The sequence below is a fragment of the Microbacterium luteum genome, from assembly GCF_015277875.1.
GTDB lineage: Bacteria > Actinomycetota > Actinomycetes > Actinomycetales > Microbacteriaceae > Microbacterium > Microbacterium luteum.
Genome location: NZ_CP063814.1, coordinates 744,428 through 762,964, shown reverse-complemented (window position 1 = coordinate 762,964; position 18,537 = coordinate 744,428). Strand labels below are relative to the sequence as shown.

At 69.5% G+C, this 18,537-nt stretch carries 16 protein-coding genes; 4 read left to right on the top strand and 12 right to left on the bottom strand.

All coding sequences use genetic code 11. The annotated features are described in order from the left end of the window. Positions 1-224 precede the first annotated feature (224 nt). The 3 genes from IM777_RS03705 to IM777_RS03695 all read right to left on the bottom strand — a co-directional run bounded on the left by IM777_RS03705 (position 225) and on the right by IM777_RS03695 (position 3,884). Complete coding sequence (locus tag IM777_RS03705) at positions 225-1,493, bottom strand: IS256 family transposase (RefSeq protein WP_194384080.1); 1,269 nt, start codon at positions 1,491-1,493, stop codon at positions 225-227. A 205-nt stretch (positions 1,494-1,698) separates the two neighbouring features. After that, positions 1,699-3,162 (bottom strand): protein adenylyltransferase SelO, encoded by a 1,464-nt coding sequence (locus IM777_RS03700; RefSeq protein WP_194384697.1) that lies wholly within the window; start codon positions 3,160-3,162, stop codon positions 1,699-1,701. Between the two features lie 83 nt (positions 3,163-3,245). Beyond that, positions 3,246-3,884, bottom strand: a complete 639-nt coding sequence (locus tag IM777_RS03695; protein ID WP_390178405.1) for a metal ABC transporter ATP-binding protein — start codon at positions 3,882-3,884, stop codon at positions 3,246-3,248. Between the two features lie 50 nt (positions 3,885-3,934). Between IM777_RS03695 and aztB the strand changes: the two genes are divergently transcribed. From aztB to aztD, 4 genes are read left to right on the top strand one after another with little or no spacing between them, the layout of a single operon-like run. Continuing rightward, on the top strand, positions 3,935-4,819 hold the full coding sequence (aztB, locus tag IM777_RS03690; RefSeq protein WP_194384695.1) for a zinc ABC transporter permease AztB: 885 nt from the start codon (positions 3,935-3,937) through the stop codon (positions 4,817-4,819). Next, entirely contained in the window at positions 4,816-6,021 is a 1,206-nt protein-coding gene (locus IM777_RS03685) for an ABC transporter (RefSeq protein WP_228480942.1), read from the top strand. Before aztB ends, IM777_RS03685 begins: the two co-directional genes overlap by 4 nt. Then, complete coding sequence (gene aztC / locus IM777_RS03680; RefSeq protein WP_194384694.1) at positions 6,018-6,935, top strand: zinc ABC transporter substrate-binding protein AztC; 918 nt, start codon at positions 6,018-6,020, stop codon at positions 6,933-6,935. Before IM777_RS03685 ends, aztC begins: the two co-directional genes overlap by 4 nt. Positions 6,936-6,956: 21 nt before the next feature. Next, positions 6,957-8,144 (top strand): zinc metallochaperone AztD, encoded by a 1,188-nt coding sequence (gene aztD / locus IM777_RS03675; RefSeq protein ID WP_194384693.1) that lies wholly within the window; start codon positions 6,957-6,959, stop codon positions 8,142-8,144. Positions 8,145-8,394: 250 nt separating this feature from the next. On the opposite strand, the gene IM777_RS03670 is transcribed toward aztD, so the two are convergent. From IM777_RS03670 to IM777_RS03630, 9 genes are all read right to left on the bottom strand, one after another. Continuing rightward, the gene (locus IM777_RS03670; RefSeq protein WP_194384692.1) at positions 8,395-9,261 is read right to left on the bottom strand and encodes a type IV toxin-antitoxin system AbiEi family antitoxin domain-containing protein; all 867 of its coding nucleotides are present in this window, start codon (positions 9,259-9,261) and stop codon (positions 8,395-8,397) included. Between the two features lie 236 nt (positions 9,262-9,497). After that, positions 9,498-10,754 carry an ABC transporter ATP-binding protein gene (locus IM777_RS03665; RefSeq protein WP_194384691.1) on the bottom strand — a complete coding sequence of 419 codons (1,257 nt, stop codon included), beginning with the start codon at positions 10,752-10,754 and terminating at the stop codon, positions 9,498-9,500. 46 nt (positions 10,755-10,800) lie between these two features. Next, on the bottom strand, positions 10,801-11,640 hold the full coding sequence (locus IM777_RS03660; RefSeq protein WP_390178404.1) for a carbohydrate ABC transporter permease: 840 nt from the start codon (positions 11,638-11,640) through the stop codon (positions 10,801-10,803). Between the two features lie 8 nt (positions 11,641-11,648). Continuing rightward, the gene (locus tag IM777_RS03655; RefSeq protein WP_194384689.1) at positions 11,649-12,614 is read right to left on the bottom strand and encodes a carbohydrate ABC transporter permease; all 966 of its coding nucleotides are present in this window, start codon (positions 12,612-12,614) and stop codon (positions 11,649-11,651) included. Continuing rightward, positions 12,611-13,873 carry an extracellular solute-binding protein gene (locus tag IM777_RS03650; RefSeq protein ID WP_194384688.1) on the bottom strand — a complete coding sequence of 421 codons (1,263 nt, stop codon included), beginning with the start codon at positions 13,871-13,873 and terminating at the stop codon, positions 12,611-12,613. The genes IM777_RS03655 and IM777_RS03650 overlap by 4 nt, the downstream gene beginning before the upstream one ends. Before the next feature lie 147 nt (positions 13,874-14,020). Further along, a complete protein-coding gene (locus IM777_RS03645; protein WP_194384687.1) occupies positions 14,021-15,220 on the bottom strand; it encodes a multidrug effflux MFS transporter in 1,200 nt (399 codons plus the stop codon). Beyond that, entirely contained in the window at positions 15,217-16,590 is a 1,374-nt protein-coding gene (locus tag IM777_RS03640; protein ID WP_194384686.1) for an FAD-dependent oxidoreductase, read from the bottom strand. The genes IM777_RS03645 and IM777_RS03640 overlap by 4 nt, the downstream gene beginning before the upstream one ends. A gap of 48 nt (positions 16,591-16,638) precedes the next feature. After that, positions 16,639-17,694 carry a polyprenyl synthetase family protein gene (locus tag IM777_RS03635; protein WP_071043915.1) on the bottom strand — a complete coding sequence of 352 codons (1,056 nt, stop codon included), beginning with the start codon at positions 17,692-17,694 and terminating at the stop codon, positions 16,639-16,641. A gap of 52 nt (positions 17,695-17,746) precedes the next feature. Continuing rightward, positions 17,747-18,535, bottom strand: coding sequence for a demethylmenaquinone methyltransferase (locus IM777_RS03630; protein WP_228480941.1), 789 nt, complete (start codon positions 18,533-18,535; stop codon positions 17,747-17,749). Positions 18,536-18,537 lie beyond the last annotated feature (2 nt).

Here is an 18,537-nt window from a genome sequence, read left to right as displayed (position 1 = left end):
CGTCGCCGGCGCAGCCAGGGGAAGACCTGTTCGGACACACCCCTCGAACATCTCGGACGGCGAGAAGTTCGTGAACTGGCTCCCTCGCAGGTCCCGTTACACCGCGCGGCGTGTCGCACCCATCAGTGCCGATCGAAAATGCGCGGAATTCCGCGGCTCTCACCTTTCCTCAACGGTCAAGTCCCGTGGCGTGGTGTCACTTCGGTTGTTCCTGATGGGTGGGGTCAGGCGGTGAGGTAGAGCTCGGCGCGGGGTGTCTCGGTGTGCTCGTGGAGGGTGTGGATGAGCTTGCGCATGGAGATGTCGGAGAAGTAGCGGCGTTCGCCGTACTGCCATTCCTCGTGCTGCTCTTGCAGGACGGCGCCGATGAGCCGGGTGACGCTGTCGCGGTCGGGGAAGATCTGGACGACGTCGGCGCGACGTTTGATCTCGCGGTTCAGTCGCTCGATGGGGTTGTTCGACCAGATCTTCTGCCAATGCTCGCGTGGCATGACCGCGAACCCGGTGAGGTCTGCCTCGGCGGCGGCGAGCATGTCGGCGATCTCGGGGAACGACGAGCGGAGCCCGTCGGTCACGGCCCGGTATTGCGCGGTGACGGCTTCGGGGGTGGTTTGCGCGAAGATCGTGGTGATCATCGCGTTGACCGGCTTCGAGCGGGCCGATCCGAGTTTCTGGGTCACGTTTCGCGCGAAGTGGACGCGGCAACGCTGCCACCCGGACCCGGGCAGGATCGCCTTGACCGCGGCTTTCAGGCCGGCGTGCGCGTCGGATGTGACCAAGGCGACGCCGAGCGGGTCCGCGTCGGTCGCGACCTTCAACCCCCGGTCGCGCAGGCCGCGGAGGAACTCGGTCCAGAAGTCCGTGGTCTCCGCGTCGCCGAGCGCCATCCCGAGGATCTCCCGGCGGCCGTCACCGCTGACGCCGGTCGCGACGACGAGGGCTTGCGAGACGACGCGGCCGCGGACCCGGACGTCGAGGTAGGTGGCGTCGAGGAACAGATAGGGGAACCAGGTGTGATCGATGCGACGGTGCAGGAACTCCTGCACGGCCTCGTCGATCTCCCCGCAGATCCGGGACACCGTCGACCTCGAGATGCCGGTGTCGTTGCCCAACGCTCGGATCAGCTGGTCGACCTTCCGTGTGGAGACCCCATCGATCCAGGCCTGGCAGATCACCGCGTAGAGCGCTTTGTCGACCCGGCGGCGCGGGTGCAGCAAGCTGGGGAAGAACGACCCCTCCCGCAGCTTCGGGATCGCAAGGTCGACTTCCCCGGCCGGCGTCGCGAGGGTCTTCGGGCGGGTCCCGTTGCGGCGGGTGGTGCGCTCCGGGGTGCGCTCGTGCGGGGCCGCGCCGATCTTCATCGTCGCTTCCGCGTCGATCAGGTCTTGCAGGCCGGCCTGCAGCATCCGACGGAACACGTCCGAGTGGGCGAGGTCGGGATCGGCGAGGACTTCGCCGATCAAGGTCGTCAAGGCAGACTGGTACTGGGTCATCGTGGGATCACTTTCAGGGTTCTTGGCGGAACAACTGGTCTCCCACGATGGCCCTCACTTCGTCAACGACGACGAGGACCCTGTGGGAAGTGACACCACGCTATGGGACTCACCCTCCTCAACCACCCTCAAACCCCCCGACTCGTTTCGTCAACCACCGCCGAGGCGCTGCGCAGCCGATGCGGTCGCGTCGCGACGGATGCGCTCAGGTGCCGCAGAAGGTCCGGTAGGGCCCGAAGCTGTCCGGCGCCGGCTGCGCGAAACGCTCCCACCCCTCTCGCTCGACGAAGGGTGAGCGGACCACGGCCAGCAGGTGCTCGAACGGCTCGAGGTCACCGGCTGTGGCCGCATCCAGCGCCTCTTCCACCAGGTGATTGCGCGGGATGTACACCGGGTTCCGGGCATCCATCGCCGCAGCATCCGGGCCGAGGGCCAGCCACCGCTGTGCCCAGAGGTTGAACGGCTCGGGGTCCGCGAACAGCTCTTGCGCCGGCCCCGCTTCGCCCCGCGCGGCCTCCGCGAGCCGGCGGAAGAACCCCGTGTAGTCGACGCGCCCGACCTGCAGCAGACTGACCAGATCGGTCGACAGGGCCGTCGAGACGGCTTCGTCGGCATCGGCCGGGATGCCGAGCTTGACTCGCATTCCCTCCGACCATTCGGCGTTGAACGCGTCCGCGTATCGGCTGAGCGCGTTCTGGGCGAGCTCGATGGCACGGTCGGTGTCGGCGTCGATCGTCGGCAGTAGCGCCTCGGCGAAACGCGCGAGGTTCCACTCGCCGATGCGCGACTGGCGCCCGAACGCGTAGCGGCCCTGGAGGTCGATCGAGCTGTAGACAGTCGCCGGATCGAAGGCCTCCATGAAAGCGCACGGCCCGTAGTCGATCGTCTCACCCGAGATCGTCATGTTGTCGGTGTTCATCACGCCGTGCACGAACCCGACCAGTACCCACCGGGCGATGAGGGACGCCTGCGCGTCGACCACCGCCTCGAGAAGCGACAGCGATGGGTTGTCGGCGTCGGCGAGGTGGGGATAGTGGCGCTCGAGCGCCGCGGCCACCAGTCGGCGAACCAGATCGCCGCCGCCGGCGGCGGCGGCGTATTGGAAGGTCCCCACCCGCAGGTGGCTTGCCGCGACGCGGGCGAGCACGGCCCCGGGAAGAACGGTCTCGCGCTGCACGGGAACGCCTGTCGCGGTGACCGCGAGGGCGCGGGTGGTCGGGACCCCGAGCGCGTGCATGGCCTCGCTGATGAGGAACTCTCGCAGCATCGGCCCGATGGCGGCCAGTCCGTCGCCCCCTCGCGCGAACGGGGTGCGTCCCGATCCCTTCAGATGCAGGTCGCGCAGACGCCCGTCCGGTGTGGCGAGCTCGCCGAGCAGCAACGCGCGGCCGTCGCCGAGCACGGGCGAATAGCCGCCGAACTGGTGCCCCGCGTAGGCCTGCGCGACAGGCATTGCGGATGCGGGGAGCCGATTGCCCGTGAGGAGGCCGACACCGTTGCCGGCGCGCAACGCCGTGGGGTCGAGGCCCAGTTCGACCGCGAGCGGCTCGTTGAGCACGAGCAACTGGGCGTCGGGGAACTCCGCCGCGTGCCACGGCACCGCCAACTCCGGGAAGGCTCGGGCGAAGCGCGAGCTGAGTTCAACGACGGTCTCCGACGCGACGGTCATGGTCCCAGGCTACGTCGGGAGTGGGACGCCGAGGCCTGGCGGATCGGCGAAGGTCAGGCGCCACAGGCAACGCTCCTCCCCAGTCACTGCCTGACGACGACACCACCGTCCAGCCTGATGACGCGGTCCGCGTGGGCGATCGCGTCGTCATCGTGCGTCACGCAGACGACCGCCGCACCGCGGGCGGCCTCTTCGGCGAGGATCCGCTGCGTGCGGGCGACACTGTCACCGTCCAACCCCGCGGCGGGCTCGTCGAGGAGAATCACATCGGGCCGGCGCACGATGCCCTGCGCAAGGAAGACGCGCTGACGCTGACCACCCGAGAGGCTCGCGAGCGATCGGGTCGCGAACGCGGCCATCCCCACCCGATCGAGCGCATCGGCGACAGCCCCCTTCGCCGCGCGGCGCTCGAGGCGAGCACCGCGCTTCCAGGTGCCCATCGCGACGACATCCGCCGCCGTCACCGGAAGCATCTCCGGCGCGGCAGGTCGCTGCACGACGAGCGCAAGGTCGCCGTTTCGATGCACGGCCCCGACCCGCGGAGGTCTGACGCCCGCCATGATCTCCACGAGGGTGGACTTACCCGAACCGTTGGGCCCGGCAACGGCGACGACCTCGCCGAAATCGACGCGCACCGACACGTCATGGACGACATCGTCGGCGGCGTACGAGAAGCAGACGCCTCGCGTCTCAACAGCGGCGACCTGGGAATTCACATTCATCAGTGTACGAGTTTGATAATCGTTCTCATTTACTTGTAGAGTCTCGACCCGTGTCCTGGCTCACCGATCCGCTCAGCACCGAGTTCTTCGCTCGTGCGCTCGTGGGCGGCGCTCTCGTCGCGGTCATCTGCGGCGTCGTGGGCACATGGGTCGTCATCCGCGGCATGGCATTCCTCGGAGAGGCCATCGGCCACGGGATGCTCCCGGGCGTTGCGCTGGCAACGGTGCTCGGCCTCCCGCTGCTGCTGGGCGCTGCGGCCAGCGCCGTCGCGATGAGCGCCGCCATCGGCGCGCTGCAGCGGCGCGGCAGGCTCTCCTACGACACCAGCATCGGGCTGCTGTTCGTCGCGATGCTCTCGGTCGGCGTGATCATCGTGTCGCACTCGCGCAGTTTCGCCACGGACGCCACGGCCCTCCTGTTCGGCGACATCCTGGCCATCCGGCCGGCGGACATCGTCGTCCTCGCCGCCGCGCTCGCCCTCACCCTCGCGGTCACGATCGGGTTCCACCGAGCCTTCGTGGTCGCCGCATTCGATCCGCGGATCGCCGAGACGCTGGGACTGCGGCCGCAGCGGGCGCACGTGGCGCTGGTCGGGCTGGTGACACTCGCCGTGGTCGCCTCCTTCCAAGCCGTCGGCACGCTCCTCGTGGTGGGCCTGCTTCTCGCGCCCGCCGTGGCGGCTCGCAGCTGGACCGCCCGCATCCCCGCCACGATGGCGCTCGGCGCCGCGATCGGCGTCCTCGCTGTCGCCATCGGACTTCTCGTGTCGTGGCACTTCGCAACGGCGGCAGGAGCTTCCATCGCCGCGACGGCGATCCTGCTCGCCGCGCTCTCTTCGTCGGCCCGGACGCTTGCGGCGCGACGGATGCGGAGCATCCATCCCCTCCCCTCCCTCACCCGTGCCCCCGCACAGGTGCCTGAAAGGACCTCGTGATCACCCCACGCCCGCTCGCCGCCACCACCGCGGTCGCCCTCGCGCTCGTCGCCCTCGCCGGATGCGGCGTCGAGTCCGAGCCGACCGCCACCCCGGTCGACGACGTCTCCGACGGGCACGGTGAGATCGCCACCGCCGCCGAGGTCGAAGAGCCGCCGCTGGCCCTCGTGTCGGTCGACGCCGACGGCCGCGTCGGGTTGCTCGACCTGCTGTCGGGAGAGAGCGAGGACCTGGGATCCGCCGGCGCACCGACCGGACTCGCGAGCGACGGTCGGTACGTGTTCGTGTCCACCGCGGAAGGTGTCGACATCGTCGACTCGGCGCGCTGGAGCTGGAACCACGGTGACCACTTCCACTACTACCTCGGCTCGCCCGAGATGCCCGGGACGGTTCCCGGATCGGGGATAGCCACGGTGACCTGGGGAATGCTCTCGACCGACGGTTCGACCGCCCTGCACTTCGCCGGTTCGGGCGACGCCGTGCTGCTCGAGAACGAAGCTCTCGCGGAAGGCGAGATCGTCGAGCGTTTCCGCGTCGATGTCGACGCCGATGCCGTCGTGGCTCCGCTCGGTGACGGAGCGATCATCAGCGAAGCCGACGCGCTGGGGGTCTACGACGCGGAAGGCAGGCAGACGGAGCAGTCCGTCTCGTGCACCGACGCGGCGGGCGCGATCACCACGGTCGTCGGGCTCGCGATCGGATGCGCCGAGGGCGCCGTGCTCGTCACCGGCGACGAGGACGAGGCGGAGTTCTCCGTCATCCCGTATCCCGACGACGTCGACGCCGAACGCGCCGTCGCCTTCGACGGGCGGAAGGGACGCCCCACGGTCGCGGGCCTGACCGATGCTTCGGGATTCTGGCTGCTCGACACCCGCGAGGAGACCTGGACTCACGTCGCGACGGAGCACACGCTCGTGCACGTGACCGCCGTCGACGACGAGGCCGGACACGTCGTCGCGCTCGACACCGACGGGCGCGTGCGGGTCTACGCGGCAGCGACCGGTGAGGAGATCGCCGCCACCGACGTGCTCGTGGGCGCCCCGGACGAGGCGACCTCGCTCACCGTCGACGGCCAGCGCGCGTACCTCAACGACCCCGCGGCCGCTGTGGTCTACGAGATCGACTATGCCGACGGCGCGCGCATCGCGCGCACGCTCGACACCCCCACCTCCCCGGCGTTCCTGTCGGAGGTCGGACGATGAGGCCGTGGCGACCGCTCGCGCTCGCCGCGGCCGCCCTCGCGGCGCTCGGGCTCGCCGGCTGCACCTCGAGCTCCACCGACGACGAGCCGCAGGTCGTGGTCACCACGAACATCCTGGGTGACGTCGTGACCGAGATCGCCGGCGACGAGGCGCACGTGACCACTCTCATGAAGCCCAACGCCGACCCGCACTCGTTCGAGATCTCCGCCCAGGAGGCGGCGACGCTCGACGACGCCGATCTCCTCGTCTCGAACGGACTGGGTCTCGAGGAAGGCCTGCAGCAGCACCTCGACCGGGCGACGGAGGCCGGCGTCGCCATGGTGATCGCCGGCGACGAGATCGACGTGCTCGACTACTCATCCGGCGACGCACTCGGCACCCCCGACCCGCACTTCTGGACCGACCCGGCCCGAATGGTCGACGTCGTCGAGGCCGTGGAGGCCGCACTCGGCGCCGTCGACGGCGTCGACCCGGTCGTCGTCGAGGAGAACGCGGAAGCCTACCTCGACGAGCTCGACGCGCTCGACGCGGAGATGACGTCGGCGTTCGCCGCCATCCCGGCATCGCAGCGAGCGCTCGTGACCAACCACCACGTCTTCGGCTACCTCGCCGACAGATTCGACTTCGACGTCGTCGGTGCCGTCATCCCCGGCGGCACCACCCTCGCGGCCCCGAGCGCAGCCGACCTGCGCGATCTGGCCACGGCGATCGAGACCTCAGGGGTTCCGACGATCTTCGCGGAGTCCTCGCAGCCCGACCGCCTCGTCCAGGTCCTCGCGAGCGAGGTCGGCATCGACGTCGACGTCGTCGAGCTGTTCACCGAGTCGCTGACCGAACCCGGCGAAGGCGCCGACACCTACCTCACGATGATGCGCGAGAACACCGCGCGCATCTCCGAAGGCCTCACCCGCTGAGGGAACCTGAAAGGAAACACCATGACACAGCACAAGCGACGGGTCGCCGTCGCCGCGACCGTGGCCGGCATCTCGCTGCTTGCGGCGGGCTGCGCGAGCGGAACCGCCGAGGACACGAGCGGTTCGACCACCACCGAATCCGGCACCGAAACCGTCGAGGGGCGCATCGCCGTCGCGTACGAGGGAGGCGTCGCCGTCCTCGACCCCGAGACCCTCGAGGTCGTCGACGAATTCGCGTCGGAGGAGTTCATCCGCCTCAACACCTTCGGTGACGGAAAAACCGTCGCGGTCACCACGTCGGCCGGATTCCAGATGCTCGACACGTCGGAGCCGGCGCTGACCGACCTCGTCTTCGAGGCGACCACGGCCGGTCACGTCGTCTCACACGAGGGCAACACCGTCCTGTTCGACGATGGCACCGGAACATCCACGATCGTGGCCACCGACGCCTTCGCCGACGGCTACGACGCGCTCCCCGAGACGACCACGTACACCGCCGACGAGCCCCACCACGGCGTCTCGATCGTGCTCGAAGACGGCGAGCTGGTCACCACGCTCTCCGACCGCAGCGGTGCCGTCGCGCTGCACGCGCACGAGGACCACTGGGACGAAGAGGCGATGAGCGCGGACTGCCCCGGCATCCACGGCGAAGGCACGGCGGCCGACGAGGCCGTGATCTTCGGCTGCGAGAACGGCGCCCTGCTGTACGCGGACGGGGAGTTCGTGAGCTTCACCGCGCCCGACGAGTACGGCCGCATGGGCAACGCCTTCGTGTCGGAGACGAGCCCCATCGTCGTCGGCGACTACAAGAACGACCCCGACGCAGAGGGCTACCTGCTCAACGCGGTCACGCTGATCGACACCGCCGCACAGACCTACGAGGTCGTCGACCTTCCCGACGAAGTCCAGTACACGTTCCGTGACATCGCGCGCGGCCCCAGCGACCTGGCGTTCATCCTCGCCAGCGACGGCCAGATCCACGTTCTCGACCCCGAGACCGGTGAGCTGACCGACGCGTACCCCGTCGTCGAGGCGTGGGAGGGCCCGGACGAGTGGCAGGATGCTCACCCAGCCATCAAGGTCGCGGGCGACATCGCCTACGTGACCGAGCCGGCGACGAACTCGGTCCACGCGGTCGATCTCACCACCGGGGAGGTCGTCGCAAGCGTCGAGCTCGACCACACGCCGAACGAGATCGCGATCAGCTGATCCGATTCGGCTCATGACCGGCACCGGTGCGGACGTCTCTCGGGGAGGCATCCGCACCGGTGTCTTAATTTGGAGATCCCGCCTGGAGAGGATGGCCACCTGCCGGGGTGTCCTCTCGAAGCGTGATCTCCTCTCGAAGGGGATGCTCGGCAAGCGGATGCGCAGCGGCAGGCGGATGCGCGGCGGCGGATGCGCGGCGGCGGGCGCATGCGCGGCGGCGGGCGGGATGCGCCATGGGAGCGGGCGTGCATCAGCGGGCGAGGTGAAGCCCCTGCGCCACGGCGAGCATGATGCGCTCCTGCACCTCGGGCCACTGCTCGGTGACCTGCACGTACGTCACGCGAATCACGTGATATCCACGCAGCATGAGGTCGGCGTCGTGAGCGATGTCGGCGGCGCGCTGCGCCCCGACGTGGTGTCCGCCGTCGATCTGCAGCGCGATGCGTTCGCCGATGAGCAGGTCGACGCGGTGCCCGTGGAGCCAGATCTGGCGACGCAGTGGGAGACCCAGCCATCGCAACCGGGGCACGACGAAGGTCTCGAGCCCGGAGTCGGCGAATTGGTCGGCTTCCTCGAGCATGCGGCGAGCGGCGGGCGGCAGATTCAGTCGCCGCAGGAGCTCGGCGTCAACCACTCGCTGGCGCAATGCCGACTCCCAGATCGCGAGCGCCGATTCGTGCGGCTGGCACGTCGCCACCAGCGCGAGCACATTCTCGATGCCGTCCTCGAGCGCATCCGGATGCCGTGGCACGACGGGCGTCGCCCAATGCACGTGGGCCGCCGCGAGGTGGGCTCTGCTGGAATTGGACCGGGCGGCGACATGCGGCGCCTCCTCGCGGCCGTACACCCACAGCCCGTTTCGGCGAGCCTGCGTCACGCAGGAGAGCACGACGCCCCGCTCCGCCGCCCCGACGAGGGCAGGATCCGCATCGACGGAGGCCACCCACCCGCGCCTGACGCGGAAGATCCTCCCGGCGGCGATCGCCGCCTCGACGGACACGGGGGAGAGCCCGGCGTCGCGAAGAACGGACGTTCGGACGACACCACCGCGTCGGACAACAGCATCCGTGACCTCGACCGCCCGGCTCGTCGTCGCTCTCGAACGCGTCACTCCCATGCGGACAGGCTGCACCCCGCACCACACTGCACGTGCTCGCATCCCCTCCGCTGTGGATGGCGCACCGATATCGGCCGCCGGGGAGGATCAGACGCCCCGCGCCCCGCGAGGATATCCCGCTTCCAGAGGACTCAGCCAGCGAGAATGTCCTCTTGGAGCGGGATCTCCTCTCGGGGGCAGGTGAGCGGCGACGCCGCGCAGGCAGGATGCGGGCGCGGCCGAACGCCGGCGCCGGCTCAGGCGGTGGCCTTCGCCTCCCGCTCCTTCGCGCGCTCGAGGGCGCGCTGCCGCTGCGTGCGACCCTGCTCCTCGAGCTTCTCGGCACGGGATTCGTCTCGGGTGAGGTTGACGCTCGTCTCCGGGTCGAACACGTACAGCGAGTCCGGCGAGAGCCACAGGTTCGCCGTGTCCCCTCCGGTGATGAGGCTGTTCGCGTCGAGCGCGATCACCATCTCGGTGCGCAGGCTCTCCCCGTCCAGGTCTTTGTCCAGCTGCGAGAGGGTCTCGCGCACCGCCTCGTCGGTCTCGAACGGCACGTACGCGTACAGCACCTCCCCCAGCCACTCCGTCATCTCCACGTCGACGCTCACGCGCACGCCGTCGCTCGGCTCGTTCTCCATCGCATCGACGTCCTGGAAGGCGTCCGGCCGCACCCCGACGATCACCGTGGACCGGTCGCCGATCGCGGCGCGCAGCCTGTCGTCGATGGGCACATCCATCATCGGCAGGCGCAGCGTGTCGCCCTCGACCGCACCGTTCAGGAAATTCATGGGCGGTGACCCGATGAACCCCGCGACGAAGAGGTTGGCCGGCTGCTCGTAGAGCCCGCGCGGACTCGCCACCTGCTGCAGTTCGCCACGCCGGAGCACCGCGACGCGGTCGCCGAGCGTCATCGCCTCGGTCTGATCGTGCGTGACATAGACGGTCGTGATGCCGAGCGAGCGCTGCAGCCGCGCGATCTCGGTGCGCATCTGCCCGCGCAGCTTCGCGTCGAGGTTCGACAGCGGCTCGTCGAAGAGGAAGGCATCGGCGTTGCGCACGATCGCTCGGCCCATCGCGACCCGCTGTCGCTGCCCGCCGGAGAGGTTCGCAGGCTTCCGCTCCAGGTGCTCGTCGAGCTCCAGAAGGCGCGAGGCCCGCTTGACCCGCTCGTCGATCTCCTTGTCGTCGACGTCGCTGGACTTCAACCGCATCGGAAAGGCGATGTTCTCGTACACCGTCAGGTGCGGGTACAGCGCGTAGTTCTGGAAGACCATCGCGAGGTTGCGGTCCTTCGGCGCCTTGTCGTTGACCACGCGATCGTCGATGCGAAGGTCGCCGTCGGTGATGTCCTCCAGCCCGACGATCATCCGCAGCAGCGTCGACTTGCCGCATCCGGACGGACCGACGAGGATCACGAACTCCCCATCGGCGATGTCGAGGTCGATGCCCTTGACCGCCGTGAAGCCGTCGTCATAGGTCTTGACGACGTTGTTCAGCGTGATGGATGCCATGACGACTCCTTCGAGGACGTGGATTGCGTGGCGACGGCGCGGCAGGTCATCCCTTCACCGCGCCCTGCGTGAGGCCGGAGACGATGCGCCGTTGGAAGATGACCACGACGATGACGATGGGGATCGTCACCACGATCGCGGCCGCGGAGATCGCCCCCGTCGGATCTTCGAACTGCGACGCGCCGGTGAAGAACGACAGCGCCGCCGGCACCGGGCGCGCGGCATCGGTCGAGGTGAGCGAGATGCCGTAGACGAAGTCGTTCCAGGCGATGAAGAACGCGATGATCGCGGTCGTGAACACCCCCGGCGCCGCAAGCGGCACGACCGTTTTGCGGAAGGCCTCGAACGGCGTCGCGCCGTCGACCTGCGCGGCCTGTTCGAGTTCCCACGGGATCTGGCGGAAGAACGCCGCGAGCGTCCAGATCGAGATCGGCAGCGTGAGCGAGAGATAGGGGATGATGAGCCCCAGCCACGTGTCGTAGAGCCCGATGGTGCGCCACAGGTTGAACAGCGGCGTCACGATCGACACCACGGGGAAGACCGAGACGGCGAGCGCCGTGACGAGGATCATGCGCTTGCCGGGGAAGTCGAGCCGGGCGATCGCGTAGGCGCACAGCGTGGCCAGCACCACCGCGATCGCCGTCGCGATCAGCGAGATGCCGATCGAGTTCCGCAGCGACGTGAGGAACAGTTCCTGTGCACCGCCGCCCGGGGCGAGGATCTCGCCGTAGTTCTCCCACGTCCACTCCTCGGGCAGCAGCGTGCCGGAGAAGAGTCCCCCGGGGGTCTTGAAGGAGGTCATGAGGATGGAGAACACCGGGAACAGCGACCACACGAGCACCGCCACCGTGATCACGATCCAGCCGATGCGCTGGGGCCAGGTCATCGCACGCATCAGGAGTTCCGTCCCCCCGCCAGGTCGACCCGGAAGCCTTTGATGAAGATCCCGGCGATGATCAGCACGCTGAGGAACAGCAGCACCGAGATCGCCGATCCGAGTCCGATCTCCAGCCGCCCGATAGAGGTGTTGTACGCCAGGAGCGACAGCGCCTCGGTGTCGTTGGCCCCGGCGGTCATGATGTAGATGTTGTCGAAGATGCGGAAGGCCTCGAGCGTGCGGAAGAGCACGGCCACCATGATCGCGGCCTTCATGTTGGGCAGGATCACGCGTCGCATGACCTCCCACCCGGTGGCCCCGTCGACCTTCGCCGCCTCCTCGAGGTCTCCCGGCACCTGCGCCAGCCCCGACAGCAGCAGCAGCGAGATGAACGGCGTCGTCTTCCACACCTCGGAGAGGATGATCACGAACAGCGACGAGCCCTGATAGGCGAACCAGTTGAAGTCCTCGTCGAAGCCCGGCACCCACGCCAGCCAGCTGTTGATGTAGCCGGAGTTGATGTCGAACGCGTAGAACCAGGCGAACGCGGCGACCACCGTGACGATGCCGTAGGGCACGAGGATGGCGGTGCGCGCGAAGCCGCGCAGCTTTTTCACGGCGCGGTGCATCACGAGGGCGAGGAGGAACCCGAGGATCAGCTCGAGGATCACGGTGACGACGGTGATGAACAGCGTCACGCCCATCGACTGCCAGAACGCGGGATCGCCGAGCACCACGGCGTAATTGCGGAACCAGATGAACTCCCGCTCGTCGGGAGCGGTCAGGCGCAGGGAGAAAAGCGAGTCGAAGAAGGCCTGCAGGATCGGATACATCGTCACGAGCAGCATGAGCACGAACGCCGGGCCTGCCAGCATCCATCCGAGGCGCGCTTCGGCCCGCGAGCGCTCCGAGCGGCGGCCTCGCGCCGGCCGCTTCTCCTCGGCGCGCGGCGGCGCCGGGCGCTCGACGGCGGGCGCGCTCATAGCAGCCTCTCCCCCTGCAGGACGGCGAGGATGAACTCCGACGACGTCTCGGGCGTCGTGTCCGGATCGACCCCGGCCGGCGGGTGCCACGTGCGCTGCAGCCCGATCGAGATCTCGTTGTAGTACGGCGTCTGCGGGCGCGGAACCCCGAGGTCGAGGGACTCGCGGATGACGTCGGCCATGGGGAACTCCTCCTGCACCGCCTCGTCGTCGTAGGCGGCGGCGTTCGAGGGCGGGTTGCCGTCGCTGACGAAGTACTCGGCCTGGTTCTCGGGCTGCACGATGCACTCCACCGCCTGCCACGCGAGGTCCTGGTTCTCGCTGAAGGCCCCCACACCGAGGTTGATGCCGCCGACGGGCGGGGCCGCCGGGGTGTCGGCATCCATGCGCGGATACACGGCCCATCCGAGGTCGTCGGCGACCTCCGGGGACGATTCGTTGAGAGCCGGCCACACGAAGGGCCAGTTGACCATGAAGGATCCCTGCTCGCCCTCGAACAGATTGAGGCTCGCATTCTCGTTCGCCGTCGGGAGTCCGGCACCTCCCAGCCGGTTCTCGCCGATCCGCTGGAGCACCTCTGCCGCGGCGCGACCGGCGTCGGAGTCGATGCCCAGCTCCATGTCCTTCGGCGGTGCGTCGGGGGTCTCGAGGATCTCGCCGCCCGCCGAGGCGATCAGGGCGTTCACCCAGACGGTGAGGGATTCGGCGAGCGCGCCCTGGACACCGAGCTGCAGATCGTTCTCCTCCGCGACCTCGATGATCTGGTCCCACGTGACCGGCTCGCTCATGTCCAGGCCCGCCTCCTCGACGACCGATTCGCGATACCAGAGCAGCTGGGTGTTCGCCCAGAACGGGACCGTGACCAGTTCGTCGTTCCAGCTCGCCGAGTCGACGGCGCCCTGCACGATGCCCTCCGTGTCCTGCAGCTCGTCGGGAACGGGTGCGAGGAAGCCGGGTTCGGCGAGCTCCGGGATGAAGGGCGGGTCGAGACTCATGATGTCCAGGGAGCGGTCGCTGGCGGCGAGCCGCCGCGCGAGCTGCTCGCGCTGCGACGCCGCGTCACGCGGCAGCAGCGTCGTCTCGATGCGGTACGCCCCGTCGGCAGCCTCGGTGCAGGATGCGGCGATGCGCTCCTGGCCGCCGGCGTCGGGGTTGATGTACCAGGTGAGGGTGGGAGTCCCGTCGTCGGCGGAGCAGGCTCCGAGACTCGCGACGACGGCCAGCGCGACACCGGCGCCCATCATCCTCCTGCCGCGCATCCGGCCCCCTCGCCTTCACCGGTCGTTCATCGACCCTGTTCCAGCATGGTGCGCCAAACCCGGGCGATGCGCCACGCTCTTGCGCGGCACGACCTGCCTGTAGTACGCGCAGGGCGAGACACCGGATGCGGACCCGGTGCGCCGGGCTCAGGCGATGCCGCGCAGGCGCCGACGCGCCACCAGCCGGGAGCCCGCAGCCGCGATCGCGGCGCACGCGACGATCACCGCCATCGGCACGGCCGTGTCCTCTCCCCACGCACCGACCACGGGCGACATCGCTCCGCCGAGCACGAATTGCGTCGCCCCGAGCACGGCCGCGCCGGAGCCGCGCATGTGAGGCGTACGGGCGAGGGCGAGCGCGGAGGCGTTCGACATCGTGAAGCCGGCACCGGCGGTCAGCACCACCGCGCATCCGATGAAGGAGGCCGGACGGAGCCATCCGGTGATCGCCAGGAGCGCGAGGACGCAGGAGGCGAGAACGAGGAACGAGACACCGAGGGTGAGCATGCGACCGGGGCCCACCCGAGGAGCGATACGTGCATTGAGAAGGTTCGCCGACACCACACCGAGCGCACCCGCGGCGAATCCCAGCGCATAGACGAGCGGGTCCATGCCGAGCACCTCCTGCCCGACGAACGGCGACGCGGAGATGTAGGCCATCATGCCCGCGAACGCCGCGGCGACGGTGAGGGTGTAGGCGCCGAATCCGCGGGTGCTCGCGACGGTGCCGAGCATGCGGGCGATCGCCCGCACCCCGCCGCCGTGTCGACGTTCCGGCGGGAGCGATTCGGGCACCACGAGCACGGCGAGCAGGAACATCGCCGCCGAGATGGCGGCCAGCACGATCAGCACGCCGCGCCAGCCGGTCAGCACACCCACCGCGCCGCCGATCGGCGGCGCCACGAGGGGCCCGAGCGCCGTCACCGTCGCGATGAGGCTGAGGGCGCGCACGGCGGTCTCGCCCTCGCTGAGGTCGACCGCGATCGCCCGCGCCACGACGATTCCCGCCGCACCGGCGACACCCTGCACCAGTCGCAGGCCGACGAACACCTCGATCGTCGGGGTGAACACCATCAGCACGCTCGAGAGGGCGAAGACACCCATCGACAGCACCATGACGGGGCGGCGTCCGAACCGGTCCGAGAGCGGTCCGAGCAGCAGCTGGCCGGCGCCGATCCCGAGCAGGAAGGCCGTGAGGGTGAGCTGCACGGCCGACGCCGACGAGCCGAGATCCGCGGCGATCTCGGTGAACGACGCGAGATACATGTCCGTCGCGAACGGACCGACCGCGGCGAGGAATCCGAGGGTGGCGACCAGCCCCGAGGTGAGGCGGGGAGCGCCGCTCACTCGCCGCGCGAGACGGCGACCATCTCGTCGCGTGGCACGACCTTGATGCGGGCACGCTCGTGCGGAGCGCCCAGGGCGATCTCGTGCTCGTCGAGGCGGTGCCAGCCCTCAAGGTCGGTCCACGCCACGCCCCGCTCGGCGAGGAGGGCGGGGATCGCCTCCTCCGAGGGGTCCGCCGGGTGCCACCACGAGCCCTGATCGTTGATGAGATGGCGCACCGTCTCCATCGCATCCGATTTGGTGTGTCCGATCAGCCCCACCGGTCCGCGCTTGATCCACCCCGTGGCGTAGACGCCGGGCACCCGCTCGTTGTTCTCCGGATGCAGCACCTGCCCCTCGTGGTTCGGGATGACGCCGTGGCGGTCATCGAACGGGACGCCGGGGAGGGGCGAACCGAAGTAGCCGACGGCGCGGTAGAGCTGCTGGATGGCCACTTCGCGCATCTCGCCGGTGCCGACCACGCCGCCCTCGTCGTCGGGTCGCGTGCGCTCGTACACGAGCGCGGCCACGCGTCCGGCGGCATCCTTCTTCACCTCGACGGGCCTGGCCCAGAAGTGCAGGTGCAGCCGGCGCGATGCGGTGCCGCCGGCGCCGTTCGCGGAGTCGAGCTTGCGCCACGACTGCAGCACCCGGTCGATGACCATGACCTGCTTGTTGCTGGCGATGGCGTCCTTCGACGCCTCGTCGTAGTCGAAGTCCTCGTCGTAGACCACCATGTCGACGTCGCGCTGCTCGCCGAGTTCGCGCAGCTCGAGGGGCGTGAACTTCACCTGGGCGGGTCCCCGGCGCCCGAACACGTGCACATCGGTGATCGCGGACGCGGCCAGACCCGCGTGCACGTTGTCGGGGATCTCCGTCGGCAGCAGGTCCTCGGCATGCTTGGCGAGCATGCGGGCCACGTCGAGCGCGACGTTTCCGTTGCCGATGACGGCGACCGACTCCGCGTCGAGGGGCCAGTCGCGCGGCACATCGGGGTGGCCGTCGAACCAGCTGACGAAATCGGCCGCACCGTAGGATCCGGCCGCATCGATGCCGGGGATCTCCAGCGACGCGTCGAGCGCGGCGCCCGTGGAGAAGATGACGGCGTTGTAGTGGTGCTTGAGGTCGTCGAGCGTGATGTCCTCACCGAAGCGCACGTTGCCGAAGATCCGGATGTCACCCCGGTCCAGCACGCCGCGCAGCGCGGTGATGATGCCCTTGATGCGGGGATGATCCGGCGCCACGCCGTATCGCACCAGACCGTACGGGGCCGGCAGGTGCTCGAACAGATCGATGGACACGTCGAAGGTGCGCTCGGCCTTCAGCAGGATGTCGGCGGCGTAGATGCCGGCGGGGCCGGCTCCGACGATCGCCAGTCGCAGCTTGGTCATGGGTGTCCTTTCGTGTCGCGCATCCGCGACCGCGCCGGAGGGCGCCGGTCAGCTGGAGCGGTCGGCCACCGCGCGCGCGAACCGCGTGAGTCCTTCGCGCACGGGACCGTCGGGAAGCGGGTCGAGCGCGGCGATGGCGTCGCGCGACCACGAGTGGGCGAGGTCGAGGGTGGCCCGCGTCGCCTCGTGGTCGCGGAGCTCGGCCAGCGGCTCGTCGAGGATGACGGGATCGGCGCCGTCGGCGATGCGGGCGACGCCCTCGTCGATGCGCTCGCGCAGGTCGGTCGACGCGTCGTCGTCGCGCTGCCCGAGCAGCAGGAAGGGCATCGTCGGCACGCCGGCGCGCAGGTCGGTGCCGGGCACCTTGCCGGTCTCGTCGGGGTCGCTCGAGAGGTCGATGACGTCGTCGAGGAGCTGGAAGGCGACCCCCGCCTTCTCGCCGAATTCCACGAGCGGCTGCTCGTAGGCGCTCGGCGCTTCGCTGAACAGCGCCCCGGCCTGAGCGGATGCGGCGATGAGCGATCCGGTCTTGTCCGCCAGCACCTGCAGGTAGAACGCGACCCGGTCGTCGTTCTCGTGCGGTCCGACCGTCTCGTGCATCTGACCGAGCACGAGCCGCTCGAACGTATCGGCCTGGAGTTTGATGGCACGCTCGCCGAGCTTGGCCATCAGCTGGCTGGCACGCGAGAACAGCAGGTCTCCGGTGAGGATGGCGACGCTGTTGCCCCACACCGAATGGGCACTGGGCACCCCGCGGCGGCGGTCCGCCTCATCCATCACATCGTCGTGGTAGAGCGAGCCCAGGTGGGTGAGCTCGAGCGCGGTGGCCGCGTCGATGACGTCGTCGGTGGTCCCCTCGCCCAGGTGCGCCGTCAGCAGCGCCAGCATCGGGCGCACGCGCTTGCCGCCGGCGTCGAACAGGTAGCGGCTGGTCGCGTTGGTGAGCGTGTCGGCGGTGGTCAGCTCCGCTTCGAGGTTGCGGTCGACGCGCTCGAGCCCCGCCTCGACCTTCGCGAGCAGTCGGCGGGATCGGGGACCCGCGAACACGCGATCGGCCAGGCCGAGCCTGCCCGCGATCGGCGAGCCCTGCGCTGAGGGAGTCACGCTCCCAGCCTACCGGCGCGCACCGGGGCGCCGGACCGCCCCCGGAGGCGGCTCATTCCGCCGGATCGGTCGTTCCGGCGCCTTGGTCGACGGGCTTGATCCCGCGGTGCAGCGCGACGATCCCGCCGGTGAGGTTGCGATAGGCGACGTCGCCCCAGCCCGCCTGCCGGATCCACGCCATAAGTGTGCGCTGGTCGGGCCAGTCGCGGATGGACTCGTTCAGGTAGTCGTATGCCTCGCTGTTGGAGCTCACCGTCTTCGCCACAACCGGCAGCACACGATCGTTGTAGAAGCCGTAGAGGGCCCGGAACAGCGACGACGGCGGGTGCGAGAACTCGCAGATCACCAGGCGCCCGCCCGGCTTGGTCACCCGCAGCAGCTCGCTCAGAGCCGCGCGCGGCTCGTTGACGTTGCGCAGCCCGAACGACATCGTGACCGCGTCGAAAGCGTCGTCGCCGAACGGCAGTGCGGTCGCGTCCGCCTCGACGAACGAGAGGTTCGGCATGCCGCCGCCGGGTGCCGACGCGCCGTGGCGGCGTTCGCCTTCGGCGAGCATCCCCGGCGAGAAGTCCGCGGCGACGACCTCTGCTCCGCTCCGGGCGAGGGAGGCGCTGGAGGCGCCCGTCCCGGCGGCGAGGTCGAGGATGCGCTCGCCGCGCTTCGGGGCGACGGCACGCGTGGTCGCGGCTCGCCACGAACGGTCGTTGCCGAGGCTGAGCACGGTGTTGGTGCGGTCGTAGCCGGCAGCGACCCCGTCGAACATCCCCGAGACCCGTGCCGGGTCCTTGCCCAGATCGGCGCGGTTCGGCTCGGCGGGTCGGGGGGCGGTGTCGGGGGTCACCC

Bases quoted from the DNA above. Each gene is read 5' to 3' on its own strand.
- IM777_RS03705 (WP_194384080.1), bottom strand. From the start codon at position 1,493: ATGACCCAGTACCAGTCTGCCTTGACGACCTTGATCGGCGAAGTCCTC.
- IM777_RS03700 (WP_194384697.1), bottom strand. From the start codon at position 3,162: ATGACCGTCGCGTCGGAGACCGTCGTTGAACTCAGCTCGCGCTTCGCC.
- IM777_RS03695 (WP_390178405.1), bottom strand. From the start codon at position 3,884: ATGAATGTGAATTCCCAGGTCGCCGCTGTTGAGACGCGAGGCGTCTGC.
- aztC (WP_194384694.1), top strand. From the start codon at position 6,018: ATGAGGCCGTGGCGACCGCTCGCGCTCGCCGCGGCCGCCCTCGCGGCG.
- aztD (WP_194384693.1), top strand. From the start codon at position 6,957: ATGACACAGCACAAGCGACGGGTCGCCGTCGCCGCGACCGTGGCCGGC.
- IM777_RS03670 (WP_194384692.1), bottom strand. From the start codon at position 9,261: ATGGGAGTGACGCGTTCGAGAGCGACGACGAGCCGGGCGGTCGAGGTC.
- IM777_RS03665 (WP_194384691.1), bottom strand. From the start codon at position 10,754: ATGGCATCCATCACGCTGAACAACGTCGTCAAGACCTATGACGACGGC.
- IM777_RS03660 (WP_390178404.1), bottom strand. From the start codon at position 11,640: ATGACCTGGCCCCAGCGCATCGGCTGGATCGTGATCACGGTGGCGGTG.
- IM777_RS03655 (WP_194384689.1), bottom strand. From the start codon at position 12,614: ATGAGCGCGCCCGCCGTCGAGCGCCCGGCGCCGCCGCGCGCCGAGGAG.
- IM777_RS03650 (WP_194384688.1), bottom strand. From the start codon at position 13,873: ATGCGCGGCAGGAGGATGATGGGCGCCGGTGTCGCGCTGGCCGTCGTC.
- IM777_RS03640 (WP_194384686.1), bottom strand. From the start codon at position 16,590: ATGACCAAGCTGCGACTGGCGATCGTCGGAGCCGGCCCCGCCGGCATC.